The sequence below is a fragment of the Pseudomonas sp. s4 genome (assembly GCF_046764235.1).
GTDB classification, from domain to species: domain Bacteria; phylum Pseudomonadota; class Gammaproteobacteria; order Pseudomonadales; family Pseudomonadaceae; genus Aquipseudomonas; species Aquipseudomonas asiatica.
In genome coordinates, this window is the sequence record NZ_CP177209.1 from 6055720 (window position 1) to 6080761 (window position 25042).

23 protein-coding genes and 1 other RNA gene are annotated in these 25042 nt (G+C 64.5%); 10 read left to right on the forward strand and 14 right to left on the reverse strand.

Features of this window, described 5'->3' with window-relative positions:
• Positions 1-32: 32 nt before the first annotated feature.
• Positions 33-1391: a glutamine synthetase family protein gene (locus tag ACK56M_RS28060; protein ID WP_013974708.1), complete on the reverse strand. Its 1359-nt coding sequence runs from the start codon at positions 1389-1391 to the stop codon at positions 33-35.
• Positions 1392-1432: 41 nt separating this feature from the next.
• Here ACK56M_RS28060 and ACK56M_RS28065 point away from each other — a divergent pair, with 41 nt between their 5' ends.
• Complete coding sequence (locus ACK56M_RS28065; protein WP_015272221.1) at positions 1433-1693, forward strand: hypothetical protein; 261 nt, start codon at positions 1433-1435, stop codon at positions 1691-1693.
• Between the two features lie 272 nt (positions 1694-1965).
• Positions 1966-3342, forward strand: coding sequence for a glutamine synthetase family protein (locus ACK56M_RS28070; protein ID WP_015272222.1), 1377 nt, complete (start codon positions 1966-1968; stop codon positions 3340-3342).
• 151 nt (positions 3343-3493) lie between these two features.
• Here ACK56M_RS28070 and argA read toward each other — a convergent pair whose 3' ends face one another.
• Both argA and argE read right to left on the reverse strand, forming a co-directional pair.
• Positions 3494-4792, reverse strand: coding sequence for an amino-acid N-acetyltransferase (argA, locus tag ACK56M_RS28075; RefSeq protein ID WP_013974710.1), 1299 nt, complete (start codon positions 4790-4792; stop codon positions 3494-3496).
• 124 nt (positions 4793-4916) lie between these two features.
• Positions 4917-6059, reverse strand: a complete 1143-nt coding sequence (gene argE, locus ACK56M_RS28080) for an acetylornithine deacetylase (protein ID WP_137137763.1) — start codon at positions 6057-6059, stop codon at positions 4917-4919.
• 156 nt (positions 6060-6215) lie between these two features.
• On the opposite strand from argE, the gene ACK56M_RS28085 reads away from it, so the two are divergent.
• On the forward strand, positions 6216-7583 hold the full coding sequence (locus ACK56M_RS28085) for a CYTH domain-containing protein (protein WP_015272224.1): 1368 nt from the start codon (positions 6216-6218) through the stop codon (positions 7581-7583).
• Positions 7584-7668: 85 nt separating this feature from the next.
• Here ACK56M_RS28085 and ACK56M_RS28090 read toward each other — a convergent pair whose 3' ends face one another.
• Positions 7669-8139 (reverse strand): Lrp/AsnC family transcriptional regulator, encoded by a 471-nt coding sequence (locus ACK56M_RS28090; RefSeq protein ID WP_015272225.1) that lies wholly within the window; start codon positions 8137-8139, stop codon positions 7669-7671.
• 126 nt (positions 8140-8265) lie between these two features.
• Between ACK56M_RS28090 and ACK56M_RS28095 the strand changes: the two genes are divergently transcribed.
• From ACK56M_RS28095 to ACK56M_RS28105, 3 genes are all read left to right on the forward strand, one after another.
• Positions 8266-8571 carry a hypothetical protein gene (locus ACK56M_RS28095; RefSeq protein WP_003259353.1) on the forward strand — a complete coding sequence of 102 codons (306 nt, stop codon included), beginning with the start codon at positions 8266-8268 and terminating at the stop codon, positions 8569-8571.
• A 203-nt stretch (positions 8572-8774) separates the two neighbouring features.
• Entirely contained in the window at positions 8775-10460 is a 1686-nt protein-coding gene (locus ACK56M_RS28100; RefSeq protein WP_100412818.1) for a GspE/PulE family protein, read from the forward strand.
• Positions 10461-10549: 89 nt separating this feature from the next.
• Positions 10550-10864: a DUF2388 domain-containing protein gene (locus ACK56M_RS28105; protein WP_003259356.1), complete on the forward strand. Its 315-nt coding sequence runs from the start codon at positions 10550-10552 to the stop codon at positions 10862-10864.
• A gap of 111 nt (positions 10865-10975) precedes the next feature.
• Here ACK56M_RS28105 and gcvP read toward each other — a convergent pair whose 3' ends face one another.
• From gcvP to ACK56M_RS28155, 10 genes are all read right to left on the reverse strand, one after another.
• Entirely contained in the window at positions 10976-13849 is a 2874-nt protein-coding gene (gcvP, locus tag ACK56M_RS28110) for an aminomethyl-transferring glycine dehydrogenase (protein WP_411959169.1), read from the reverse strand.
• 193 nt (positions 13850-14042) lie between these two features.
• Complete coding sequence (gene gcvH, locus ACK56M_RS28115; protein WP_100412820.1) at positions 14043-14426, reverse strand: glycine cleavage system protein GcvH; 384 nt, start codon at positions 14424-14426, stop codon at positions 14043-14045.
• Positions 14427-14477: 51 nt separating this feature from the next.
• The gene (gcvT, locus tag ACK56M_RS28120; protein ID WP_100412821.1) at positions 14478-15560 is read right to left on the reverse strand and encodes a glycine cleavage system aminomethyltransferase GcvT; all 1083 of its coding nucleotides are present in this window, start codon (positions 15558-15560) and stop codon (positions 14478-14480) included.
• Positions 15561-15685: 125 nt separating this feature from the next.
• The gene (locus ACK56M_RS28125) at positions 15686-17308 is read right to left on the reverse strand and encodes an ABC transporter permease (RefSeq protein WP_015272230.1); all 1623 of its coding nucleotides are present in this window, start codon (positions 17306-17308) and stop codon (positions 15686-15688) included.
• Positions 17309-17451: 143 nt separating this feature from the next.
• On the reverse strand, positions 17452-18453 hold the full coding sequence (locus ACK56M_RS28130) for an extracellular solute-binding protein (protein ID WP_015272231.1): 1002 nt from the start codon (positions 18451-18453) through the stop codon (positions 17452-17454).
• Positions 18454-18655: 202 nt separating this feature from the next.
• Positions 18656-19873: a 2-octaprenyl-3-methyl-6-methoxy-1,4-benzoquinol hydroxylase gene (locus ACK56M_RS28135; protein ID WP_411959170.1), complete on the reverse strand. Its 1218-nt coding sequence runs from the start codon at positions 19871-19873 to the stop codon at positions 18656-18658.
• A 9-nt stretch (positions 19874-19882) separates the two neighbouring features.
• Complete coding sequence (locus tag ACK56M_RS28140) at positions 19883-20368, reverse strand: DUF4442 domain-containing protein (RefSeq protein WP_013974720.1); 486 nt, start codon at positions 20366-20368, stop codon at positions 19883-19885.
• Positions 20365-21564 carry a 2-octaprenyl-6-methoxyphenyl hydroxylase gene (gene ubiH / locus ACK56M_RS28145; protein ID WP_411959171.1) on the reverse strand — a complete coding sequence of 400 codons (1200 nt, stop codon included), beginning with the start codon at positions 21562-21564 and terminating at the stop codon, positions 20365-20367. The genes ACK56M_RS28140 and ubiH overlap by 4 nt, the downstream gene beginning before the upstream one ends.
• On the reverse strand, positions 21561-22895 hold the full coding sequence (pepP, locus tag ACK56M_RS28150) for a Xaa-Pro aminopeptidase (RefSeq protein WP_025341052.1): 1335 nt from the start codon (positions 22893-22895) through the stop codon (positions 21561-21563). Before pepP ends, ubiH begins: the two co-directional genes overlap by 4 nt.
• Positions 22896-22916: 21 nt before the next feature.
• Positions 22917-23471 (reverse strand): YecA family protein, encoded by a 555-nt coding sequence (locus ACK56M_RS28155; protein WP_003259367.1) that lies wholly within the window; start codon positions 23469-23471, stop codon positions 22917-22919.
• 181 nt (positions 23472-23652) lie between these two features.
• On the opposite strand from ACK56M_RS28155, the gene ACK56M_RS28160 reads away from it, so the two are divergent.
• The 4 genes from ACK56M_RS28160 (at position 23653) to ACK56M_RS28175 (ending at position 25037) form a co-directional block, all read left to right on the forward strand.
• Positions 23653-23835 (forward strand): TIGR02449 family protein, encoded by a 183-nt coding sequence (locus ACK56M_RS28160; RefSeq protein WP_029886233.1) that lies wholly within the window; start codon positions 23653-23655, stop codon positions 23833-23835.
• On the forward strand, positions 23832-24152 hold the full coding sequence (locus tag ACK56M_RS28165; protein ID WP_003259368.1) for a cell division protein ZapA: 321 nt from the start codon (positions 23832-23834) through the stop codon (positions 24150-24152). Before ACK56M_RS28160 ends, ACK56M_RS28165 begins: the two co-directional genes overlap by 4 nt.
• A 17-nt stretch (positions 24153-24169) precedes the next feature.
• A non-coding RNA gene (gene ssrS / locus ACK56M_RS28170) (6S RNA) lies at positions 24170-24349 on the forward strand.
• A gap of 79 nt (positions 24350-24428) precedes the next feature.
• Positions 24429-25037, forward strand: a complete 609-nt coding sequence (locus ACK56M_RS28175; protein WP_003259369.1) for a 5-formyltetrahydrofolate cyclo-ligase — start codon at positions 24429-24431, stop codon at positions 25035-25037.
• Positions 25038-25042 lie beyond the last annotated feature (5 nt).

A 25042-nucleotide genomic window follows, 5' to 3' on the forward strand; every position in this document is an offset into this window, starting at 1 on the left:
TTCGACAGCCGCGTCCTGCGGCACCAAGTTGATCAGACAGCAAACAGCAGGAACTCACGCTCCCAGGAACTGATGACTCGCTTGAAGTTCTCGTGCTCGGCGCGCTTGGTGGCGACGTAGCCGGTGATGAACTTCTTGCCCAGGTACTGCACCAGTGCACGGCTGTTTTCCATGCGTTCCAGGGCATCTTCGATGGTCAGTGGCAGGCGCAGGTTGCGGCGTTCGTAGCCACGGCCCTGCACCGGCGCGCTGGCGTCGATGCCTTCGACCATGCCGATGTAGCCACACAGCAGGCTGGCGGCGATGGCCAGGTAAGGGTTGGCGTCGGCGCCTGGCAGGCGGTTCTCGACCCGGCGGCTTTGCGGGCCGGCGTCCGGCACGCGCAGGCCGACGGTACGGTTTTCCTCGCCCCATTCCACGTTCACCGGCGCCGAGGTGTCGGGCAGGAAGCGGCGGAACGAGTTGACGTTGGGGGCGAACAGCGGCAATGCCTCGGGGATGAACTTCTGCAGGCCACCGATGTGGTGCAGGAACAGTTCGCTCATGCTGCCGTCGTCGTTGCTGAAGATGTTCTTGCCGGTGGCCACGTCGACCACGCTCTGGTGCAGGTGCATGGCACTGCCTGGCTCACCGGTCATGGGCTTGGCCATGAAAGTGGCGGCCACATTGTGCTTGAGCGCGGCCTCGCGCATGGTGCGCTTGAACACCAGGATCTGGTCGGCCAGGTGCAGAGCGTTGCCATGACGGAAGTTGATCTCCATCTGCGCCGTGCCGTCTTCATGGATCAGCGTGTCGAGGTCCAGCTGCTGCAGTTCGCACCAGTCGTAGACGTCTTCGAACAGCGGGTCGAATTCGTTGGCGGCTTCGATCGAGAACGACTGGCGGCCGGTTTCCGGCCGGCCCGAACGGCCTACCGGGGGCTGCAGCGGGAAGTCCGGGTCTTCGCTGCGCTTGGTCAGGTAGAACTCCATCTCCGGCGCGACGATCGGCTGCCAGCCCTTGTCGGCGTATAGCTTGAGGACTTTCTTCAGCACGTTGCGCGGCGACAGTTCGACCGGGTTGCCCTTCTTGTCGTAGGTGTCGTGAATCACCTGGGCGGTCGGCTCGATGGCCCATGGCACCAGGAACACGGCGTTCTCGTCGGGGCGGCAGATCATGTCGATGTCCGCCGGGTCCAGCAGTTCGTAATAGATGTCGTCGTCGACGTAGTCGCCGGTCACGGTCTGCAGCAGCACGCTCTCAGGCAGGCGCATGCCTTTTTCGGCGATGAACTTGTTGGTAGGCGAAATCTTGCCGCGCGTGATGCCGGTCAGGTCACTGATCATGCATTCGACTTCGGTGATCTTGTGCTCTTTCAACCAATCGGTGAGCTGGTCGAGGTTGTTACTCATAAATACCTCAGGAGGTAAGGTGGTCCGCGCACTGATTCTGGATGGAGTACATTGCTAAAGCAAAAACCCCCGCGCAGAGCCGCAGTGGATACACTGAAAACAAGTGTGTCCGTAATGAGTTCGAAAGGCAGGAAGACGAAACGAAGGGCGGCAAGCCGCTGCGAGGGCAGGTCCGGGAGCACCAAACGTCAATTATTGCGGCCAGGGCGGCCACGCCATTGACGAAGCTTGCAAAAATGACGGATGTACCCGATGGCACTGCGCAGGCAGTGCTTTCAGGTCTCGGCAAGCGGACCATGTGACCCTCGTATTATTGTGTTCTGGGTTGAGACCGAGCTTAGCCTTGTTCATTTTTTTACACAACACCTCCGTAAAAAATAAAACACGGTTGGTCGGAGATAGCCCTTTGCGAGAGAAATAGCGGATAATGGCTTGCCCCGATATGCAGCAAATCTGCCGTCGATGTGCCATTTCAGGGCATCATGGGGTTGGCTTGACATCAGTTTGTCTTTTCGATTGACTGGTCTTGCAAGCCCCCCTTGATTGATATTTTTAACAACAAAGGTGTTGCATCATGTCGGTACCCCCGCGTGCCGTTCAGCTTAACGAAGCGAACGCGTTCCTTAAGGAACATCCTGAGGTTCTCTACGTTGACCTTCTGATTGCAGATATGAATGGTGTGGTGCGTGGCAAGCGCATAGAGCGCACCAGCCTCCACAAGGTTTACGAGAAAGGCATCAACCTGCCTGCCTCCCTCTTCGCCCTGGACATCAACGGTTCCACCGTCGAAAGCACCGGGCTGGGCCTGGACATCGGCGATGCTGACCGCATCTGCTACCCGATCCCCGGCACCCTCTCCAACGAACCCTGGCAGAAGCGCCCGACCGCCCAGCTGCTGATGACCATGCACGAGCTCGAAGGTGAGCCGTTTTTTGCCGACCCGCGTGAAGTGCTGCGCCAGGTGGTCGACAAGTTCACCGAGATGGGCCTGACCATCTGCGCCGCGTTCGAGCTGGAGTTCTACCTGATCGACCAGGAGAACGTGAACGGCCGCCCGCAGCCGCCGCGCTCGCCAATTTCGGGCAAGCGCCCGCAGTCGACCCAGGTGTACCTGATCGACGACCTCGACGAATACGCCGACTGCCTGCAGGACATCCTGGAAGGCGCGAAGGAGCAAGGCATCCCGGCCGACGCCATCGTCAAGGAAAGCGCCCCAGCGCAGTTCGAAGTCAACCTGCACCACGTGGCCGACCCGCTCAAGGCCTGCGATTACGCGGTACTGCTCAAGCGGTTGATCAAGAACATCGCCTACGACCATGAAATGGACACCACCTTCATGGCCAAGCCCTACCCGGGCCAGGCAGGCAACGGCCTGCATGTACACATTTCCGTGCTGGACAAAGATGGCAACAACATCTTCACCAGCGAGGATCCCGAGCAGAACGCCGCGCTACGTCACGCTGTCGGCGGTGTGCTCGAGACCCTGCCCGCGTCCATGGCGTTCCTTTGCCCGAACGTCAACTCGTACCGCCGCTTCGGCGCGCAGTTCTATGTACCGAACGCGCCAAGCTGGGGCCTGGACAACCGCACCGTGGCCCTGCGCGTGCCGACCGGTTCGCCGGACGCCGTGCGCATCGAGCACCGCGTGGCCGGTGCCGACGCCAACCCGTACCTGATGATGGCCGCCGTACTGGCCGGCGTGCACCATGGCCTGACCAACAAGGTCGAGCCGGGTGAGCCGATCGAAGGCAACTCGTACGAACAGTTGGAGCAGAGCCTGCCGAATAACCTGCGCGATGCCCTGCGCGAGCTGGACGACAGCGAGATCCTGAACAAGTACATCGATCCGAAGTACATCGACATCTTCGTCGCGTGCAAGGAGAGCGAGCTGGAGGAGTTCGAGCACTCGATCTCCGACCTCGAGTACAACTGGTACCTGCATACCGTGTAAACGAAAACGCCGCCCACAAGGGCGGCGTTTTTGTTCGAGATCGGTGTCGCCTGCTTCGCGGGTAAACCCGCTCCCACAGGGACCGCGCCGGCCTCAGGTCCGGTGAAGATCCTGTGGGAGCGGGTTCACCCGCGAAGAGGCCAGTACAGGTTTACAAGGGCTTCTCGAAGATCTTCGAATTACGCTGGTAGTTGTACAGCGAAGCCCGCGCCGCTGGCAGTCGCTCGACCCCACTCGGCGCAAACCCGCGTTCGCGGAACCAGTGCGCGGTACGCGTCGTCAGCACGAACAAGGTGTTCAGCCCCAACTGTCGCGCCCGGCTTTCGATGCGCTCCAGCAGCTCGTCGCCACGCCCGCCATGGCGGTACTCCGGGTTCACCGCCAGGCACGCCAGCTCGCCGGCATCGGAGTCGGCAATCGGGTACAACGCCGCACAGGCGATGATCATGCCTTCGCGCTCGACCACGCTGAACTGCTCGATCTCCCGCTCCAGCACCTCACGCGAACGGCGTACCAGGATGCCCTGCTCTTCCAGCGGGCTGATCAGCTCCAGCAAACCGCCCACGTCCTCGATGGTCGCCTCGCGTACCACTTCGAACTGCTCCTGCGACACCAGCGTGCCGCCACCGCCACGGGTGAACAGCTCGGTCAGCAAGGCGCCGTCCTCGGCATAGCTGACGATATGGCTGCGCGCCACGCCGCCTTTGCAGGCTTCGGCCGCGGCATCCAGCAATTCTCCCTGGTAATCGCTGCCCAGGCGCTGCAGATGCGGGGCAACCTGCTGCGGGCGCAGCTCACGCACCAGCTTGCCATCGGCATCCAGCAAGCCCGGCTCGGCACCGAACAGCAGCAGCTTGTCGGCACCCAGTTCGATGGCGGCGCGGGTGGCCACGTCTTCGCAGGCCAGGTTGAAGATTTCACCCGTGGGCGAATAGCCCAGCGGTGACAACAGCACGATGGAGCGCTCGTCGAGCAGGCGGCTGATGCCCTTGCGGTCAACTCGACGCACTTCGCCGGTGTGGTGGTAGTCCACGCCTTCTAGCACACCGATTGGCCGCGCCGTGACCAGGTTGCCGGACGCCACGCGCAGGCGCGAGCCCTGCATCGGCGAAGCGGCGATGTCCATCGACAGGCGTGCCTCGATGGCCAGGCGCAAGGCGCCGACGGCATCGATCACGCAATCCAGGGTGGCGGCATCGGTGATGCGCAGGCCACGGTGGTAGTGCGGGGTCAGGCCGCGATCAGCCAGGCGGCTTTCGATCTGCGGGCGCGAGCCATGCACCAGTACCAGGCGCACGCCCAGGCTGTGCAGCAGCACCAGGTCGTGGACGATGTTGCCGAAATTAGGGTGTTCCACCCCATCGCCAGGGAGCATGACCACGAAGGTGCAGTCGCGATGGGCATTGATATACGGGGAGGCATGACGCAGCCAGTTGACGTAGTCGGGCATGACAGGGCCTGTGGATAAGTGGACGGAGAACGGCGATACAGGGGGCGTTCAGGATCATCGTCGGAACAGGCTTGCGGTCACGCGCGGTCTCCTCTAGGCAGGAACGAAACAGTTCGGTTGACGTTTAGTCCAGGCAATAGTGCCGGATCAGGTCACGCAATAGACGCACGGTAGGCTCGATTCGTGACATTTCCAGGTATTCGCCGGGCTGGTGAGCACAGGCGATGTCGCCGGGGCCCAGCACGATGGTCTGGCAACCCAGTTGCTGAAGATAAGGCGCTTCGGTGCCGAACGCCACCGCTTCGGCGCGATGGCCGGTCAGGCGCTCCGCCACTTGCACCAACTCGGCGTCGGCTGCCTGCTCGAAAGGCGGCACCTCCGGGAACAACGGCGCATAGTCGATGCGCACCTCAAAGCGCTCTGCCACCGGCATCAGCTTGGCGCGAATGGCCGCGCGCAGTTGCTCCACATCCATGCCTGGCAGTGGGCGCAGGTCGAACTCCAGGGCACATTGGCCGCAGATACGGTTGGGGTTGTCGCCGCCGTGGATGCAGCCGAAGTTCATGGTCGGGGTCGGTACGGTGAACTGCGGGTTGCGGTAGGTTTGCTGCCATTGCTGGCGCAACCCCATCAGCTCGCCCATCACTGCGTGCATGGCCTCCAAGGCGCTGCGGCCCAGGCTTGGGTCCGAGGAGTGGCCGCTGCGCCCGAGGATGTGGATACGGTCCATGAGGATGCCTTTGTGCATGCGGATCGGCCGCAGCCCAGTGGGCTCGCCGATCACCGCCGCACGGCCGAGCGGCTGGCCGGCCTCGGCCAGGGCACGGGCCCCGGACATGGAGCTTTCTTCGTCACAGGTGGCGAGGATCAGCAGCGGCTGCTTGAAATCGTGCTCCAGCAGCGGGATGACCGCTTCGATGACCAGAGCGAAGAAGCCCTTCATGTCACAGCTGCCCAGGCCGACCCAGCGGCCGTCGGTTTCGGTCAGTTTCAGCGGGTCGCTGGCCCACAGCTGTTCGTCGTAGGGCACCGTGTCGCTGTGCCCCGCCAGCACCAGGCCACCCGGGCCGGTGCCACGGCTGGCCAGCAGGTTGAACTTGCCGGGGCTGACCTGCTGGATGTCGCACGTGAAACCCAGGTCGCCCAACCAACCGGCCAGCAGGTCGATGACCTGGCGATTGGACTGGTCCAGCGCAGGCTGGGTGCAACTGACCGAGGGCGCGGCGATCAGGGCGGCGAACTGGTCTTTCAGCGTCGGCAACGGCATGCGCGTACTCCTCGGAAGCGTTGCCCATCATAGCAATGCCGTCCAATCGTGTGGGCTTCTTCGCGGGTTCACCCGCGAAGAAGCCTCCACGATCCAACAGACGAGAGCCGACTCCTGTAGACTGCTGGGCAACCACGCCCCTCCTTCGAGCCTGTGATGCACAAAGAAACCGAACTCAAGCTCCGCGCCAGCCGCGAGACCCTTGCCGCCCTGCGCGAGCACCCTCTGCTGAAAAAGCGCAACAAGTCCGGCTGGCAGACCCGCGAACTGCTCAACCAGTACTTCGACACCCCCGAACGCGAGCTCTCTGCTGCCCGTGTCGCCCTGCGCCTGCGCCGCGATGGCGAGGCCATCATCCAGACCCTCAAGTGCCGCGGCACCAGCGTGGCCGGCCTGTCCGAACGCAACGAGCACGAATGGCAGTTGGACAAGGTCAAGCTCGACCTGAAGAAGCTCGACGACAGCTGCTGGCCCGCGCAACTGGCCAACCTGGACAAAAAGACCATCAAGCCGCTGTTCACCACTGACTTCAGCCGTGAATACGCCGAAATCGCCTGGGGCCGTGGCAAGAGCAAGGTGGTGATCGAGGCCGCACTGGACCAGGGTTTCGTGATCGCCGGCAAGCGCAAGGAAGAAATCTGCGAGCTGGAACTGGAACTGCGTGAAGGTGAGCCGCAGGCACTGCTGGAACTGGCCGCCGAGCTGGCCGCCAGCCTGCCGCTGATGCCATGCGACATCAGCAAGGCCGAGCGTGGCTACCGCCTGCTGGAGCCGGACAGCTACGAGCTGGGCCTGCCGCACACCGAGCTGGAAGCCGAAATGGCCGTGGACGACGCCTACGCCGCACTGGCCTGGCAACTGCTGGGCAGCAGCCAGCGCCTGGCCGAGCAATACCGCCACAACGGCCACTGGCGCCTGCTGCAGGACTGGGTCGAGTGCCTGAGCGAGCTGCGTGCCATTACCGCCAGCCTGGGCCAGGCCGCGCCACGCGCCATCACCCGTGACCTGCGCAGCAGCCTGGACGCCTTGCTCGAAGACTGGCGCCCGCTGGTGCAGGCCGGTAACGAAGACGAAGATATCCGCCGCGCCGCCCCCGAGCAGTTCGCCGAAGAACTGGAAGACGTGCGCTGGGGCCAGTTCTCGCTGGAAACCTCGCGCTGGCTGCTGGCCCGTGCCTGGACCGTGGAGCGCAAAGGCCGTGGCGAGCGCCAGGGCAAGGCGCAGCTGGCAAGCTGGCTGGCGCACCTGCTGGGCGAAGAAGGCCGAGCGTTGAAGCTGCCGCTGTACACCCAGCGGCCGGAAGACCTGGCCGAGCAACTGCCGCGTATCGAGCAGCTGCTGGCCTGGCTGCACCATGCTCGTCAGGTGCTGGAAGCGCCCCAGATGGACCGCCTGTATGGCGACCTGAAGAAGCTACATGAGCTGGCTGAGCAGCCGATCAGCGATGAGGTACTGGAAGCGCGTATCGAGCAGGCTCGGGCGGTGGATCAGAGCCGCGGCTGGAAGCACCTGCTCAAGGCTTGATACCGCGTCGCCTGCTTCGCAGCACAAGGCTGCTCCTACAGGGCACCGATATCCCCTGTAGGAGCAGCCTTGTGCTGCGAAGACCTCACCGCGACAGTGGCAGGCTGGTGGTGGACTTGATCTCCGACAGCGCCACGATCGAGTTCACCTCCTGAATCCCCGGCACGTTCGACAGCTTTTCGAAGAAGAACCGTTCATAAGCCTCGATATCCGGGGTGACGATGCGCAACAGAAAGTCCACCGACCCCATCAGCACATAACACTCCAGCACCTCCGGAAACCCGCGGATCGCGTCGGTGAACTCTGTGAAGTTGGAGCGCCCATGGGCGTTCAGTTTCACCTCGGCGAAAATCTGCGTGTTCAGGCCGACCTTCTTGCGGTCCAGCAAGGTCACCTGCCCACGAATCACCCCCTCCTCCTTCAACCGTTGGATACGCCGCCAGCACGGCGATTGCGACAGCCCCACGCGTTCGGCGATCTGCGCGCTGGACAGCGAAGCGTCCTCCTGCAGCAGTTCGAGGATACGGCGGTCGTAGGCATCCAGCTCGCTGTGCATAGACAATTCTCCTGAGAATCATTTTATGAATAGTTCAATTCGCCAATACCGCGAAATGCTCAAATAATAGCGAAAAAATACCGCCACCAACGTGCAAGAATTTCTCCAACATTTGCGGAGACCAGCATGAACGCACAGCCCCGTACCGACGCCTGGGCCGCCAGCAGCGCCCACAGCACCGTGCACTATCGCCTGCAGGCCGAGGCCGAGCCTGACAGCCTGTGCCGGGTACTCAACCTGTTTGCCCTGCAGTTCCTGACCCCGCACAGCGTGCAGGTCAGTCAGCAGGACGACTGGCTGGATATCGAGGTCGGCATCGGCGGCCTGAGCTGGCACCGGGCCGAGGTGATTGCGCAAAAACTGCGTAACCTGGTGTGTGTGGGTGAGGTGAGCCTGAGCAACCTGCAGCGGGTGGAGCTGGCGGTTGTGTAAGCATTTACCGACCCTATCGCCGGCAAGCCGGCTCCCACAGGTACAGCGCAATCTTCGAGCCTGTGGTGGTCCTGTGGGAGCTGGCTTGCCAGCGATAGGGCCAGTACAGGCACAGTAAATTTCCGAAACTTTTCACTTCCGTTAACCTTCCGCCGTCCGGCTAGCCTTGATCAGCACTCCCCTATCAGGCACGGACGCCAACCATGCACTCCCCCGACAACCCGGCACTCGACCTCAAGCGCGTGCTCCAGGCCCTGCTCGCCGACCAGCACCTGCACGCCAACGACACCCTGCAGGTACTCGAGCACGCCGCCAATCACCCCACCGCCCACCCGCTGGAACAGATCGCCGCCTGCGCCCTGGAAGACCGCCGACACCCTGGCGAGCCCCTGGACCTGGATCGCCTCTGCCAATGGCTGGCCAACAAGGTCGGCCAGCCCTACCTGCGCATCGACCCGCTGCAACTGGACCTGCCCCAGGTCACCGGCCTGATATCCCCGGCCTTCGCCCAGCGCCACGGCATCCTTATCGTCGCCGCCGACGCCTCCAGCGTCACCGTCGCCAGCGCCCAGCCCTACCAGGACGACTGGCTGGCCGACCTCACCCGCAGCCTGGGCCGGCCGATCCGGCGCGTTCTGGCCAGCCCGCAGCAGGTCCGCCAGGCAGGGCAGTCGTTCCACCGCCTGGCCCAATCGGTAAAGGGCGCGCAACACCAGCAGTCAGCCAGCCTGGGCGAACTCGAACAGCTGCTGGAGCTGGGCAAGCGCCAGGCCGAGGCCAGTGCGGACGACGCGCACATCGTGCATATCGTCGACTGGCTGCTGCAGTACGCCATCGAGCAACGCGCCAGCGATATCCACCTGGAACCACGCCGCGAACAGGGCCAACTGCGCTACCGCATCGACGGCCTGCTGCACAACGTCTACGCCTTCCCCGCCGGGGTGACCCTGGCGCTGGTCAGCCGCCTGAAACACCTGGGGCGCATGGACGTCGCGGAAAAACGGCGGCCGCAGGATGGCCGGCTGCATAGCCGCCTGCCTGGCGGCGGCGAGGTGGAACTGCGACTGTCGACCTTGCCGACTCCGTTCGGCGAGAAACTGGTGCTGCGCCTGTTCGACCCGCAACAGTTGCAAGAGGGCTTCGACCGGCTCGGCCTGGACGGGGCGCAACTGGACCAGTGGCAAGGCCTGCTGCGTCATCGTCAGGGCATCATCCTGGTTACCGGCCCCACCGGGTCCGGCAAGACCAGCACGCTTTACGCCAGCCTCAAGCTGCTGGCCACGCCGCAGGTCAACCTGTGCACCATCGAAGACCCGATCGAGCGCCTGGAACCCGCCTTCAACCAGTTGCAGGTGCAACCCGCCCTGGACCTGGGATTCGCCAATGGTGTGCGGGCCATGCTGCGCCAGGACCCGGACATCATCATGATCGGCGAAATCCGTGATCGCGAGACCGCCCTGGTGGCGGTACAGGCAGCCCTTACCGGGCACCTGGTCCTGTCGACCCTGCATACCAACGACGCCTGTGGCGCGATCACCCGCCTGCAGGAGCTGGGTGTGGCCGACTACCTGATCAAGGCGACGCTGGTGGGGGTCATGGCCCAGCGGCTGGTGCGCACACTGTGCGCGGATTGCCGGGGTGATACAGCGCTGCGCGAAGGGCAGCCATGCCGTACCTGTCGTGGCACGGGGTTCCATGGCCGCACAGGGTTGTTCGAGCTGCTGATACCCAGCGACAGCCTGCGCGCCCTGATAGGCCCGGGCAGCGATCTGGCCAGTTTGCGGCGCCAGGCCGTGGCCGATGGCTTGCTCGATCTGCGCCGCTGCGGCGAAGCCAAGGTAGCCTGCGGGCAGACCCGCCAAGAGGAAGTGCTACGGGCCTGTTCCTGAGCAAAAATCCTTTGTATTCAAGGAACTTGCCCCCCTGTGGCAGGATCAAACCGCGCATCTTCAACCCTCACCCTTCGAGGTGTTTCAACATGCGTTTCAAAACCGCCATCGCTGCCGCTGCCTTGCTTTCGCTGCCTATCGGCTCGGCCATGGCCGATACCTTCTGGCGTAACGTGATGACTACCGGTGCTACCACGGCATCGAGCTACCTGACTTCCGGGGATCACAAGCTGGTGATGGCGGCGCAGGATGACGCCGGCAGCTTCGTGGCCAGCGAAGGCGCGATCCGCGGGCCATTCCTTGAAGCGGCGATTCGCCAGGCCCGCGCGGAGAACCCGGGGATGCAGGCTTCCGACATGGAACTGGCCAATGCCATCCTGGCCAAGAATGCGGTAGCCGAGTAACCGCGGCGCCTGCTTCGCGGGTGAACCCGCTCCCACAGCACTTGCACAAGATTCAAGCCTAGTGCGGTCCCTGTGGGAGCGGGCAAGCCCGCGAAGAATCCAGCACCGATCTCAGCGATACGCCTCCACCGGCACACAAGCACAGAACAGATTCCTGTCCCCATAAACGTTGTCGACCCGGTTCACCGCTGGCCAGTACTTGTGCTGGCGCACGTGAGCACTGGGCGCCACCGCCTGCTCCAGGCTGTAAGGCCTGTCCCACACCGTCAGCACATCGGCCAGGGTATGCGGCGCATGCTTGAGCGGGTTGTTCTCCGCAGGCCAGTTGCCCTCCTGAACTTCGCCAATTTCCGCCCTAATCGCCAGCATCGCCTCGACGAAGCGGTCCAGTTCAGCCTTCGATTCACTCTCGGTCGGCTCGACCATCAGCGTGCCCGGCACCGGGAACGACATGGTCGGGGCATGGAAGCCATAGTCCATCAGGCGCTTGGCCACGTCCTCTTCACTGATGCCGGTCAGCGCCTTCAGCGGCCGCAGGTCGAGGATGCACTCATGCGCCACCCGCTGGTTGCGCCCGCGGTAGAGCACCGGGAAGGCACCACCCAGCTGGCTGGCCAGGTAATTGGCCGAGAGGATCGCCACCTCGCTGGCATCGGCCAGTTGCGGGCCCATCATGGCTATGTACATCCAGCTGATCGGCAAAATGCTCGCACTGCCCCAGGGCGCGGCGCTGACCGCGCTGTTGTTCGGGTCCAGGCCGGGTACCGGCACCACCGGATGGCTGGCAACGAACGGCTTGAGGTGCGCGCGAATGCCGATCGGGCCCATGCCCGGCCCGCCACCACCGTGGGGGATGCAGAAGGTCTTGTGCAGGTTCATGTGTGAAACGTCGGCGCCGATATCCGCCGGCCGCGCCAGGCCCACCTGGGCATTGAGGTTGGCGCCATCCATGTACACCTGGCCACCGTGCTGGTGGACCACTTCGCAGATTTCGCGAATCCCCTCTTCGTACACGCCGTGGGTCGACGGGTAAGTGATCATCAGGCACGACAACCGATCCCCGGCCGAGTGGGCCTTGGCCTTGAGGTCGGGCAGGTCGACGTTGCCATCGTCGTCGCAATCGACGATCACCACCTCCATGCCGGCCATTTGCGCCGACGCCGGGTTGGTGCCGTGGGCCGACGACGGGATCAGGCACAGCGTGCGTTGCGGCTGGTGGCGGCTGCGGTGATAGCGGGTAATGGCCATCAGGCCAGCGTACTCGCCCTGGGCACCGGAGTTGGGCTGCATGCAGATGGCATCGAAGCCGGTAATGGCGCACAGCCAGCTTTCCAGTTCGTCGATCATCGCCTTGTAGCCGGTGGCCTGGGCCGCCGGGGCAAACGGGTGCAGCTGGGCAAAGCCAGGCCAGGTGATGGGGATCATCTCGCTGGTGGCGTTGAGCTTCATGGTGCACGAACCCAGCGGGATCATCGACTGGTTCAGCGCCAGGTCCTTGTTCTCGAGCTGCTTGAGGTAGCGCAGCATCTCGGTTTCGCTGTGGTGCAGGTTGAACACCGGGTGGGCGAGGAACGGCGTGCGCCGCACCAGGCTGGCGGGGATGCCTTCGGGCAGGGCCAGCTGGTCGAGTGCGGCTATATCCAGGCCGTGGTCCACCCCCAGGAAGATGTCGAACAGGCGCAGCACCGTCTGCTCCGAGCAGGTCTCGTCCAGGCTCACGCCCAGGTGCCCGCGGCCGAGGATGCGCAAGTTGATCTGCGCGGCTTCGGCGCTTTCGATGATGGCCGCCTGGGCACCGCCGACGTCCAGGGTGAGGGTGTCGAAGAAGTGCTGGTTTAGGCGCTTGATGCCCTTGGCCTCGAGGCCGGCGGCCAGGATGAAGGTCAGCCGGTGCACGCGCTGGGCAATGCGCTGCAGGCCTTCCGGGCCGTGGTACACCGCGTAGAAGCCGGCAATGTTGGCCAGCAGCACCTGGGCCGTGCAGATGTTGGAGTTGGCCTTCTCGCGGCGGATATGCTGCTCGCGGGTCTGCAGGGCCATGCGCAACGCGGTGTTGCCACGGGCATCGCGCGATACGCCGATGATGCGCCCCGGCATGGCTCGCTTGTAGTCATCGCGGCAGGCGAAATAGGCCGCGTGGGGGCCGCCATAGCCCATCGGTACGCCAAAGCGCTGGGTCGAGCCCAGCACCACATCGGCACCCAGCTCCCCAGGCGGTGCCAGCACCACCAGGCTGAGCAGGTCGGCGGCTACGCAGGCCAGGGCATGCTGGCTGTGCAAATGGTCGATTTGCGGGCGCAGGTCGCGCACCTCGCCGTGGGTATCCGGGTACTGCAGCAAGGCCCCGAAAACCGCGTGTTTGCCAAGGTTATCCACAGAGTCGACGATCAGCTCGAAGCCGAAGCCCTCGGCACGGGTCTTGAGTACCGACAGGGTCTGCGGGTGACAGTGCTCGTCGGCGAAGAAGGCATTGCTCTTGTTGCGCGCCACCCGCTTGGCCAGGGCCATGGCCTCGGCGGCGGCGGTGGCTTCGTCGAGCAGCGAGGCGTTGGCCAGGGCCAGCCCGGTGAGGTCGATGACCATCTGCTGGAAGTTCAGCAGCGCCTCCAGCCGGCCTTGGGCAATCTCGGGCTGATAAGGCGTGTAAGCGGTGTACCAGCCCGGGTTTTCCAGCACGTTGCGCAGGATGACCGTGGGGGTGATGGTGCCGTGGTAGCCCATGCCGATCAGGCTGGTCCAGACCTGGTTCTGCCCGGCGTAACCGGCGAGCTTGGCCAGGGCGGCCTGTTCGTCCAGTGCCGGCGGCAGGTCGAGGGGGCGATTGAGGCGGATGTCTGGTGGTACGGTCTGCTCGATCAGCTCACTGCGGCTGGCGACACCCAGCGCGTTGAGCATGGCCTGCTGCTCCGTGGCATCCGGGCCCAGGTGGCGACGCAGGAATGGGTTGAGCTCTTGCAGTTGATGCAGGGATGGCGACTGGGACATGACGACGCTCTCTTCCTGGAACAGCTCTCATGGAGACTTACAAGTCTAGGAAGGGATTGCCGATTCTGCGGGGAAACTTGTTTTGCCAGTACCGGCCCTATCGCCGGCAAGCCAGCTCCCACAGGTAACCACAGGCCCTGAGGCGCGCGCTATCTCTGTGGGAGCTGGCTTGCCGGCGATGAGGCCTGAAGCCCTATTCGCCGATAGCGGCCGCGTAACCAGCAGCATCCAGCAGCTTGTCCAGCTCAGACTTGTCGCTTGGCTTCAGCTTGAAAATCCAAGAATCGTAAGGTTCTTCGTTGAGCAGCTCAGGGCTATCAGCCAGCTCTTCGTTGACCGCAATCACTTCGCCACCGACCGGGGCGTAGATGTCCGAAGCGGCCTTGACCGACTCGACCACACCGGCCGCGTCGCCAGCGGCGAATACCTTGCCGACTTCAGCCAGCTCGACGAACACCACGTCACCCAGTGCTTCCTGGGCGTGGTCGCTGATACCCACGGTCACGGTGCCGTCGGCTTCCAGGCGAGCCCACTCGTGGCTTTCGGCAAAACGCAGGTCGGCGGGGATATTGCTCATGTCTTGAATTCCTCGATTGGCTCAGCGGTACGCCCGCCGGTTAAAAATTGTTCAGATCAGGATCTTGCCGTGGCGCACGAAGGTCGGTTTGACCACCCGCACCGGGTACCACTTGCCGCGGATTTCTACCTCGGCCCGGTCGCCGGTGGCCATGGGCACGCGTGCAAGGGCAATGGACTTGCTCAGCGTAGGCGAGAAACTACCACTGGTGATCTCCCCTTCGCCAATCCCGGCTACACGCACCACCTGGTGGGCACGCAGTACGCCGCGCTCTTCCAGCACCAGGCCTACCAGTTTTTCCTGCACGCCGTGCTCGATTTCCGCCAGCAGCCCGGCGCGGCCGATGAAGTCGCGCTCGGCCGGCTCCCAGGCGATGCTCCAGCCCAGGTTGGAGGTAAGCGGGGTGTGGATTTCGTCGATGTCCTGGCCGTACAGGTTCATGCCGGCTTCCAGGCGCAGGGTATCGCGGGCACCAAGGCCGCTGGGGGCAATACCGGCGCCGACCAGGTCGTTGAAGAAAGCCACGGCCTGCTCGCCCGGGAGGATGATCTCCAGGCCGTCTTCACCGGTATAACCGGTGCGGGCAATGAACCAGTCGCCTTCGGCAACGCCTTCGAACGGGCGCAGTTCGCGGATCAGCGAGGCACGCGCGGGGCTGAGCAGGGCCGCAACCTTTTCTCGGGCATGCGGGCCCTGGATGGCAAGGATGGCCAGGTCGGGGCGGACCTTGAAGTCCACGGCAAAACCATCACGCTGCAGCTGCAGCCAGTCGAGCACCTTGGCACGGGTGGCGGCGTTGGTGACCAGGCGGTAGCCGTGTTCCGTACGGTACACGATCAGGTCGTCGATCACCCCGCCCTGCGCCTGCAGCAGCGGGCTGTACAGCGCCTTGCCGGTGTCGTCGAGGCGGGCCACGTCGTTGGCCAGCAGACGCTGCAACCAGGCAGTGGCGTCGCTACCATCGACATCGATCACGGTCATGTGGGAAACATCGAACACCCCGCAATCGCTGCGCACCTGATGGTGCTCCTCGACCTGCGAGCCATAGTGCAGGGGCATGTCCCAGCCACCGAAATCGACCGTCTTGGCGCCAAGCGCCAGGTGCAGGTCATACAAAAGCGTGCGCTGTCCCATGGGTTTCTCCTTCCGGGCGTGGCGAAGCGGCGGCGGTCGATGACGTCGGGTCGTCAGCTCTTCTTGTGTAGGACCCGCCGCGCGAATGCCGCGCATTGTAGCCGCAAGGGCGCGGGCTGGCACCCTCAGTGACTGTGACCGGGTCGACGTGCCGAACGGCGGATCAGGCCGATGACCGGCAGCAGGCCCACCAGCACCAGGGTCAGTGCCGGCAACGATGCACGCGCCCACTCACCCTCGCTGGTCATCTCGAACACCCTTACCGCCAAGGTGTCCCAGCCGAACGGGCGCATCAGCAAGGTGGCCGGCATTTCCTTGAGCACGTCGACAAACACCAGCAGGGCGGCGCTGAGCGCGCCAGGCACCAGCAGCGGCAGATACACCTTGAAAAACAATCCCGCGCCACCGACGCCCAGGCTGCGGGATGCCTCGGGCAGTGACGGGCGGATCCGCTCCAGGCTGCTCTCCAGCGGCCCGTAGGCCACCGCGATGAAGCGCACCAGGTAGGCCAGCAGCAACGCCGCCAGGCTGCCCAGCAGCAGCGGCTTGCCGGCACCGCCAAGCCAGCTGGACAGCGGGATGACCAGGTGGTTGTCGAGGTAACTGAAGGCCAGCATGATCGACACCGCCAGCACCGAGCCGGGCAAGGCATAGCCCAGGTTGGCCAGGCCTACCCCGGCGCGGATACCGCCCGTCGGCGCCTGGCGCCGGGCAAAGGCCAGCAGCAACGCCACACACACCGTGACCAGCGCCGCCATGCCGCCCAGGTACAGGGTGTGCAGCACCAGGCCGACATAGCGCTCGTCCAGGTCATGCCGGCCGCGCTGCCAGAACCACGCCAGCAGTTGCAGCAGCGGGATGACGAAGGCGCAGGCGAACACCAGCAGGCACCAACCGCTGGCCAGCAACGCCTTGACCCCGTGCAGGTGGTACAGCGCCTGCCCGCGCGGCCGCTCGTTGCCGCTGCGGCTGGCCCCCCTGGCACGGCGCTCGCCATACAGCACCAGCATCACCGCCAGCAGCAGCAGGCTGGCCAGCTGGGCAGCGCTGGACAGGCTGAAGAAGCCGTACCAGGTCTTGTAGATGGCCGTGGTGAAAGTGTCGAAGTTGAATACCGCAACCGCGCCGAAGTCGGCCAGTGTTTCCATCAGGGCCAGGGCAATACCGGCGCCGATCGCAGGCCGAGCCATGGGCAGAGCCACGCGCCAGAACGCTTGCAGCGGGGACAGCCCCAGCACCCGCGCGGCTTCCATCAGGCCCTTGCCCTGGGCCAGGAATGCGCTGCGCGCCAGCAGGTAGACATAGGGGTAGAACACCAGCACCAGTACGACGATCACCCCGCCGGTGGAGCGAACCCGCGGCAGGCGCATCGGCCCGAACACCTCGCGCAGGGCGCTCTGCACCGGGCCGGCGAAGTCCAGCAGGCCGACGAAGACGAACGCCAGCACATAAGCAGGGATGGCGAACGGTAGCATCAGCGCCCAGTCCAGCCAGCGCCGGCCAGGGAACTCGCAGAGGCTGGTCAACCAGGCCAGGCTGACCCCCAGTAACGTGACGCCGATGCCCACACCCGCCACCAGCGTCAGGGTATTGCCCAGCAGGCGAGTCATCTGGGTGTCGAGCAGGTGCGACCAGATCTGCAGGTCGATCGACTGCCAGGACAACAGCAGGACGCTCAGGGGCAGGAGCACCAGGGCGGCGACCAGGGTGACCGGGAGGTACCAGCGGCGTTGGGGGGAGTGGGGCAAGTTGAATGTCTCTGTGGCTGATTTGCGACCGCTATGCGGTCGTTCGCGGGCATGCCCGCTCCCACAGAGATCGAGTAATCCTGTGGGAGCGGGCATGCCCGCGAAGAGGCCCTGAAAGGCCCCGGAAGGATAAAGCCTGGCGCTTAGTTCCAGCCAGCCCGATCCATCAAGCGAATCGCTTCAGCCTGGCGCTTGCCAGCGATTTCAACCGGAATGCTGTCAGCCTTGAAGCTGCCCCACGCTGCCACTTCTTCCGATGGCTTGACCTTCGGGTTGGCCGGGAACTCCTGGTTGATGTCGGCGAACAGCTTCTGCGCCTCTTCACCAGTCATCCATTCAACCAGCTTCTTCGCCGCCTCCGGGTGTGGTGCATGCTTGGTCAGACCGATGCCCGACAGGTTCACGTGCACGCCACGGTCACCCTGGTTGGGCCAGAAGATCTTCACCGGCAGTTTCGGGTTCTGGTTGTGCAGACGACCGTAGTAGTAGGTGTTGACCACGCCCACGTCGCACTGGCCGGCCTCGATGGCCTGGATCACTGCGTTATCGTCGGAGAACACGTCGGTGGACAGGTTGTTGACCCAGCCTTTGACGATCTGCTCGGTCTTCGCCTCGCCGTGGGTCTCGATCAGGGTGGCGGTGAGCGACTGGTTGTACACTTTCTTCGCCGTGCGCAGGCACAGGCGGCCTTCCCACTGCTTGTCGGCCAGGGCTTCGTAGGTGCTCAGCTCTTGCGGCTTGACCCGCTCGGTGGAGTAGATGATGGTGCGCGCGCGCAGGCTCAGGCCGGTCCAGTCGTGGGACGAGGCGCGGTACTGCGGCGGGATGTTCTGGTCGATGATGTCGGACTTGATCGGCTGCAGGATGCCCATCTGCTCGGCCTGCCACAGGTTGCCGGCATCGACGGTCAGCAGCAGGTCGGCCACGCCGTTTTCGCCCTCGGCCTTGATGCGCTGCATCAGCGGGGCTTCCTTGTCGGTGATGAACTTGATCTTGACCCCAGTCTTGGCGGTATAGGCATCGAACACCGGCTTGATCAGCTCGTCGATGCGCGAGGAGTACACCACCACTTCGTCCGCTGCCTGGGCGGTGCCGCCGAACAGGGTCAGGGCCAGGGCGGCCAGTAGGGGCTTGCGTGGCAACATGGAAAGCACTCCTCGGATCGTATGAGAGGTGCAAATGGTAGTGAATCCCATTTTCCGACTCATCTACATAGGCGTTACCGGATGTTGCAGAGGGGGCTGCTGTGCAGCCCATCGCGACACAAGGCCGCTCCTACAAGAGATTGCGTCCCCCTGTAGGAGCGGCCTTGTGTCGCGAAAGGGCCGCAAAGCGGCCCCGACAATCTCAAGCCTTGGCCAGATCCGGCAGATCACCGCTCAAACCCAGCGCCTGCCGCACGAACAGCGCCTTGGCCTCCGGCATCTGCTCCACCAGCTTCAACCCGCTGTTACGCAACCAGCGCAACGGCAACGGGTTGGCCTGGAACAACCGCTCGAACCCTTCCATCGCCGCCATCAGCGCCAGGTTGTGCGGCATGCGCCGTCGCTCGTAACGGCTCAGTACCTTCACATCCGCCAGCCGCTCGCCACGCTCGCAGGCGTTGACCAGCACCTCGGCCAGCACCGCAGCATCGAGGAAGCCCAGGTTGACGCCCTGCCCGGCCAGCGGGTGAATGGTGTGCGCGGCATCGCCGATCAATGCCAGGCCTTCATCCACATAGCGCTTGGCGTGGCGCTGGCGCAGCGGCACACAGACCCGAGGGTCGGCTTGCAGTACATCACCCAGGCGCCCCTCGAAAGCCCGCTCAAGGGCCTTCAGGAACGCAGTTTCATCCAGCGCCATCAACTGCTCGGCATGCTCCGGCGTGGTCGACCAGACGATCGAGCACCAGTCCTGCTGGCCGTCGCGGGTCAGCGGCAGGAACGCCAATGGTCCTTCGTCGGTAAAGCGCTGCCAGGCCGTGGCCTGGTGCCCGGCGCTGCAACGCACGCTGGTGACAATGGCGTGGTGCAGGTAATCCCACTCGCGGGTTGCGCAGCCTGCCAGGCGCCGCACTGCCGAGTTGGCACCGTCGGCCGCGATCACCAGCGGCGCACGCAGCTGGCGGCCATCGGCGAGGGTCAGCAGCCACTCATCGCCGGAGCGTCGCAGCTGTTCGAGCCGCGCATTGGGCAGCAGGCCGATATCGCTGTCATGCAGGCGCTCCAGCAGGCCATCCTGCACCACCCGGTTCTCGACGATGTGGCCGAGCACCTGGGCATGCACGCTGGCCGCCGAGAAGTGAATCTGCCCGGTGCCGCTGCCATCCCATACATGCATGTCCGAGTATGGCGTGGCACGCCGGAGGGCGATGCCATCCCAAGCGCCAAGGCGCTCGAGGATGCGCTGGCTGGCTGCCGACAGCGCGCTGACACGCGGCTCGAACGGGGCCTGGGCATCGAACGGCTTGACCGTCAGCGGGCCGCCGTCGAGCAAGAGGATTTGCAAGCCACTGTGGCGCAATGCCAGGGCCAGGGCGCTGCCGACCATACCGGCACCGACAATCAACAGATCTGCGCGCATTTCCATGCCTTACGCCAGCCTCGCTTGCGGCTTGAGCCGCACATATAGGGTTTTATCGACCCGCGCCACCAGCTCGCCGGCGCCGTCGCGGATATCGACCTGCAAACGCGGCAGGCACTTCTTGCCGGTGGCAGTCTGCTGGCGGATTTCGTCCAGCAGCGCGTCATCGACGTGGAGCTCGGCATACACCGGGCCTTTGCCCGGCGAAATGAAATCGATGCTGGCGGCCTTGTCCCAGACGATGTAGTCACGCCCCAGCTGCTCGATCAACAGCAGCATGTAGAACGGGTCGACCATGCCGTACAGGCTGCCGCCGCACTGGGTGCCGACGTAGTTGCGGTTCCAGCGGGTCAGCTTCATCGCCACCTTGACGCTGCGCAGGTCCGGGCTGATGTGCTGTACGCGGATACCAGCGCCGAGGTGCGGCGGGAACAGGTTCAGCCGCCAGCGCAACAGGCACGCCCGGCGCGCCAGCCTGCGCGTGTTGTCACTCATGCCTGACCTCGCGGATCGGGGCGGGTGCCCAGGCCCATGGCCTGGCGGGCGAACCAGCTTTTGGCCGGTGGCAGCAGGTCGAGCCCGAGCAAGCCAAGGTTGCGGCCGGCGGCCAGCAATGGCTGGCTGCTGCCGAACAGACGGGTGACCTGGTCGGAAAAGCCGATGGTCATGGCCTGGTCCACGCGCTGGCGCTGTTGGTAGGCCTGCAATGTTGTCAGGTCGCCAGGCTGCTGCGGGCCGGCCAGCAGCGCCTCGGCAAGCGCCTGCACGTCACGCAGCGACAGATTGAAGCCTTGGCCGGCAATAGGGTGCAGGCTGTGCGCGGCGTTACCCAGCACCACCAGATGCGGCCGCACCTGCTCCTGGGCCTCGATCAGCGACAGTGGGTAGAGGTGCCGCGCGCCGACCTGGCGCAAGGCGCCCAGGCGATAGCCGAACACGCCCTGCAGTTCACGCAGGAAATTGCGCTCGTCGATGTCGGCCAGACGCCGCGCGTCCATGCCCTGGCGGGTCCAGACCAGCGCGCAGCGGTTATCCGGCAGCGGCAGCAGGGCCATGGGGCCTTCTTCGGTGAAACGTTCGAAGGCCTGGCCGCCGTGGGCCTCGCCCGGGGTTATGTTGGCGATCAGCGCGCTCTGTTGGTAGGGCGTGTGGCGCACGTGGATACCCAGTTGTTCGCGCAGGCCGGAACGGCCACCGTCGGCCAGTACAGCCAGGTCGCACTCCAACTGGGTGTCATCGTTCAGCTGCAGGCGGTAACCACCTTCGATGGCCTGCATCGCAGTCACTTCCGCCGGGCAGCGCCAGCTCACCACTTCGCTGTCCAGACCTTGCCAAAGGCACTGGCCCAGCCAGGCGTTTTCCACCACGTAGCCAAGCGCCGGCACACCCTCTTCCCGGGCATCCAGGCGGGTGGCACCGAAACGGCCGCGGTCGGACACGTGAATCTGCAAGATCGGCTCGGCGCGATGGCCGATGGCCTGCCACAGGCCCAACTGCTGGTAGATCTGCTGGGTACCGAACGACAGTGCCGATGAACGCGCGTCGTAGCTGGGCTGGAAGCTGTCACCGGGGGCGAACGGCTCGATCAGCAGGATCTTCCAGCCTCGCGCCTTGGCCCCCGCCTGCAGGGCCAGGGCCAGGCTCGCGCCCACCAGGCCGCCACCGATGATCGCCAGGTTTACCCGATTCATGCCGCGTCCTTGCGGGCGGCCTGCATCAGCGCCTCGATCTCGGCGACCGTGCGCGGCACGCCCGAAGTCAGGATTTCACAGCCTTGCCTGGTCACTACCACGTCGTCCTCGATCCTTACACCAATGCCGCGCCATTTCTTGGCCACGGCCTGATTGTCGGCGCCTATGTAGATGCCCGGCTCGACGGTCAGCGCCATGCCGGGTTCGAGCACCCGCCACTCGCCGCCCACCTTGTACTCGCCCACATCGTGCACATCCATGCCCAGCCAGTGCCCGGCGCGGTGCATGTAGAAGGCACGATAGGCCTCGCTGTCGATCAGCGCCTGTACCTCGCCCGTCAGCAGGCCCAGTTCCACCAGGCCCTCGGTGATGACCCGCACGGTCGCCTCATGGGCGTGGTTCCAGTGCTTGCCAGGGGCGATTTCGGCAAACGCCGCTGCCTGGGCCTTGAGCACCAGCTCGTAGATGGCCTTCTGCTCCGGCGAAAAGCGCCCGCTGACCGGGAAGGTACGGGTGATGTCGCTGGCGTAGCAGTCGATCTCGCAGCCGGCGTCGATCAACACCAGGTCACCATCCTTGAGTGGGGCGTCGTTCTGCTGATAGTGCAGGATGCAGCCATTGCGCCCAGCCGCGACTATCGAGCCGTAGGCCGGCATCTTCGCCCCGCCCTTGCGGAACTCGTAGTCCAGCTCGGCTTCCAGGCTGTATTCGTGCAAGCCGGCCCGGCAGGCCTGCATGGCCCGCACGTGGGCCCGCGCCGAGATGTCTGCGGCAGCGCGCATCACCTTCACTTCCGCTGCCGATTTATACAGACGCATGTCGTGCAGCAGATGATCCAGCGCAACGAACTCGTTCGGCGGCTGGGCACCCAGGCGGGCCTTGGAGCGGATCACGTTGATCCAGTCCATCAGCCGGCGGTCGAACTCGGGGTTGCTGCCCATGGCGCTGTACACCCGCTCACGGCCTTCGATCAGGCCCGGCAGGATCTCGTCGATGTCGGTGATGGGGAAGGCATCGTCTGCGCCAAAATCGCGCACCGCACCTTCCTGGCCGGCCCGCAGACCATCCCACAGCTCGCGCTCGGGGTTGCGTTCACGGCAGAACAGCACGTATTCGCCATGCTCGCGACCGGGAATCAGCGCAATCACCGCTTCCGGCTCGGGGAAACCGCTGAGGTACTGGAAGTCGCTGTCCTGGCGGTAAACGTGCTCGACGTCGCGGTTACGGATGGCAACCGCGGCGGCGGGCAGGATGGCGATGCTGTTGGGGACCATCTGCGCCATCAGCGCCTTGCGCCGACGGGCATATTCGGCCTTGGGAATGTGGCTCATGGGCAGACTACCCCTGGTTGATCAGTGCAGCGATGGCTTGGGTGCAGGGGCGGCCGGCTTGGCCAGCTCGGAGAACAGCAGCAACGGCGCCACACGCAGGTATTCCATGACTTCCATGTAATCGCTCTCGCCATCCTCGGACTCCTCGAGGGCTTCCTGGACCTGGGAAATGGCCACCAGGTCCTGCAGCACTTCCTTGGCCTCGTCGGACAGGTCCTTGCCACCGGCATTCAGGCCGAAACCGGTAATGAAGCCCTGGCACCACTGGCCTAGCGCGGTGGCGCGATCGCTCAGGGCGGCGTCGTCGGAAGGCAGCAGCAGGACGATCGCCATGTCGTCGCTGGTCAGTTCGCCCTTGACCATTTCCTGCAGGCCGACCAGGGCGTTGCGTACGGTGTCACCGGGCTCGGTTTCCAGCAGCTGGGCGGCATCGGCCAGCCAGCCGTCGGCGTCGAAGCCGGCACCGGCGCAGCTGCGGCCGATCAGCAGGCCGTGCAGTTCGGCCGGGGTTACAGGATGGCCATTGCTGGACAGCAGCATGGCGAAGGCGATGTAGGGCGATTGGGTATTGGGCATGGGCAGCTAGGCGCCAGACGGCGCAATGACTAGAATGGAGACCTTGTATCCTAGCACCGGCAGGCGCGCCAAGACCATCGGCACTGGCCGTCGCCGCCCAGGGAGAGGCATCATCGCCAGGTGACTCAACGACGGAGCGAATCGAGTGCAACCCACGCAAGAGAACGACCTGCAGGCACTGATGAGCCGATTCGAGTTGCTGATCGAACGTGTCGAGCAACTAAAACGGCAAAATGCACTCCTAGTAGCTCAGGAAAAGTCCTGGCGCGAAGAGCGCGCCCACCTCATCGAAAAGAACGAGATCGCCAAGCGCAAGGTCGAGTCGATGATTTTACGCCTCAAGGCTCTGGAGCAAGACTCATGAGTTCAAGCAATAGCGTCACCGTGCAGATCCTCGACAAGGAATATTCGATCATCTGCCCGCCGGAAGAGCGCAACAACCTGGTCAGTGCCGCGCGCTACCTGGACGGCAAGATGCGCGAAATCCGCAGCAGCGGCAAGGTGATCGGCGCCGACCGCATCGCGGTCATGGCAGCGTTGAACATCACCCACGAAATGCTGCACCGCCAGGAAGACCGCAACGATGCCCCGGCAGGCGGCACCACCCGCGAACAGGTGCGCGACCTGCTGGAACGGGTCGACCAGGCACTGTCCGACGACGCGGATACCAAAATCGGCTGAGATTGGTATACTGGCGCCACTCCCTGGGGGATGCGCCAGTCGGTTATGTCCCTGAGCCGATACGCACAACCACGGGGGTTGCACGCTGGGGCCGGTGTGCATGTCCGCCCGACGGAAAGCCTTAACGCCCCCTGCAATCTCCACCTTGAACTTTCGGGTTCAAGGGCTACACCGATAGCGGTCTTATCGGGGAGCCTGAATTATCTTGCCCGCCCCTTTCGGCGGGCAATTCGTATTGGCCGACCACGTCGGCCAGCACCTGGGATCGCCCGTGCCATGACCGACACCGCGCAGCTCACCCGCCCCCAGCTCCGTCGCCTGCTCCGCAATGCCCGCCGCGCCCTTACCCCTGCTCAGCAACGCCAGGCCGCCCTTGGCCTTTACCGCCAGCTGGCGCAGCACCCGCTGTTCCGACGCGCCCGGCACATTGCCCTGTACTTGCCCAACGATGGCGAAATCGACCCTTACCTGCTGCTGCGCGAGGCCCAGCGCCGCGGCAAGCGCACCTACCTGCCGGTGCTGCACGCCTGGCCGCGCACGCGCATGGTGTTCCAGCGCTTCGAGCAAGGCGAGAAGCTCAAGCCCAACCGCTTTCGCATTCCCGAGCCGGTCACCGAGCGCAAGCGCCAGCGCCCGATCTGGTCGCTGGACCTGATCCTGCTACCGTTGGTCGGTTTCGACGAAGTGGGCGGTCGCCTGGGGATGGGCGGTGGTTTCTATGATCGCAGCCTGGCCTACCAGGCGCGTCGCCAGACCTGGAAAAAGCCGTTGCTGTTGGGGCTGGCACATGAATGCCAGAAGGTCGAGCGGCTGGCTCAGGCCAGTTGGGATGTACCGCTGCAGGGGACGGTCTCGGACCGTGGCTGGTACCTGGCGCCGCGTTGAGCGGC

What these genes read in the sequence shown, in the direction of transcription:
- ACK56M_RS28160 (WP_029886233.1), top strand. Translation starts at nt 23,653, where the DNA reads ATGAGCCGATTCGAGTTGCTGATCGAACGTGTCGAGCAACTAAAACGG.
- pepP (WP_025341052.1), bottom strand. Translation starts at nt 22,895, where the DNA reads ATGAGCCACATTCCCAAGGCCGAATATGCCCGTCGGCGCAAGGCGCTG.
- ACK56M_RS28090 (WP_015272225.1), bottom strand. Translation starts at nt 8,139, where the DNA reads ATGCACAGCGAGCTGGATGCCTACGACCGCCGTATCCTCGAACTGCTG.
- ACK56M_RS28105 (WP_003259356.1), top strand. Translation starts at nt 10,550, where the DNA reads ATGCGTTTCAAAACCGCCATCGCTGCCGCTGCCTTGCTTTCGCTGCCT.
- gcvH (WP_100412820.1), bottom strand. Translation starts at nt 14,426, where the DNA reads ATGAGCAATATCCCCGCCGACCTGCGTTTTGCCGAAAGCCACGAGTGG.
- ACK56M_RS28135 (WP_411959170.1), bottom strand. Translation starts at nt 19,873, where the DNA reads ATGCGCGCAGATCTGTTGATTGTCGGTGCCGGTATGGTCGGCAGCGCC.
- argA (WP_013974710.1), bottom strand. Translation starts at nt 4,792, where the DNA reads ATGCCCGACTACGTCAACTGGCTGCGTCATGCCTCCCCGTATATCAAT.
- ACK56M_RS28065 (WP_015272221.1), top strand. Translation starts at nt 1,433, where the DNA reads ATGGAGTACATTGCTAAAGCAAAAACCCCCGCGCAGAGCCGCAGTGGA.
- ACK56M_RS28085 (WP_015272224.1), top strand. Translation starts at nt 6,216, where the DNA reads ATGCACAAAGAAACCGAACTCAAGCTCCGCGCCAGCCGCGAGACCCTT.
- ACK56M_RS28070 (WP_015272222.1), top strand. Translation starts at nt 1,966, where the DNA reads ATGTCGGTACCCCCGCGTGCCGTTCAGCTTAACGAAGCGAACGCGTTC.
- argE (WP_137137763.1), bottom strand. Translation starts at nt 6,059, where the DNA reads ATGCCGTTGCCGACGCTGAAAGACCAGTTCGCCGCCCTGATCGCCGCG.
- ACK56M_RS28095 (WP_003259353.1), top strand. Translation starts at nt 8,266, where the DNA reads ATGAACGCACAGCCCCGTACCGACGCCTGGGCCGCCAGCAGCGCCCAC.
- gcvT (WP_100412821.1), bottom strand. Translation starts at nt 15,560, where the DNA reads ATGGGACAGCGCACGCTTTTGTATGACCTGCACCTGGCGCTTGGCGCC.
- ACK56M_RS28130 (WP_015272231.1), bottom strand. Translation starts at nt 18,453, where the DNA reads ATGTTGCCACGCAAGCCCCTACTGGCCGCCCTGGCCCTGACCCTGTTC.
- ACK56M_RS28060 (WP_013974708.1), bottom strand. Translation starts at nt 1,391, where the DNA reads ATGAGTAACAACCTCGACCAGCTCACCGATTGGTTGAAAGAGCACAAG.
- ACK56M_RS28155 (WP_003259367.1), bottom strand. Translation starts at nt 23,471, where the DNA reads ATGCCCAATACCCAATCGCCCTACATCGCCTTCGCCATGCTGCTGTCC.
- ACK56M_RS28175 (WP_003259369.1), top strand. Translation starts at nt 24,429, where the DNA reads ATGACCGACACCGCGCAGCTCACCCGCCCCCAGCTCCGTCGCCTGCTC.
- ACK56M_RS28165 (WP_003259368.1), top strand. Translation starts at nt 23,832, where the DNA reads ATGAGTTCAAGCAATAGCGTCACCGTGCAGATCCTCGACAAGGAATAT.
- ACK56M_RS28140 (WP_013974720.1), bottom strand. Translation starts at nt 20,368, where the DNA reads ATGAGTGACAACACGCGCAGGCTGGCGCGCCGGGCGTGCCTGTTGCGC.
- ubiH (WP_411959171.1), bottom strand. Translation starts at nt 21,564, where the DNA reads ATGAATCGGGTAAACCTGGCGATCATCGGTGGCGGCCTGGTGGGCGCG.
- ACK56M_RS28100 (WP_100412818.1), top strand. Translation starts at nt 8,775, where the DNA reads ATGCACTCCCCCGACAACCCGGCACTCGACCTCAAGCGCGTGCTCCAG.
- gcvP (WP_411959169.1), bottom strand. Translation starts at nt 13,849, where the DNA reads ATGTCCCAGTCGCCATCCCTGCATCAACTGCAAGAGCTCAACCCATTC.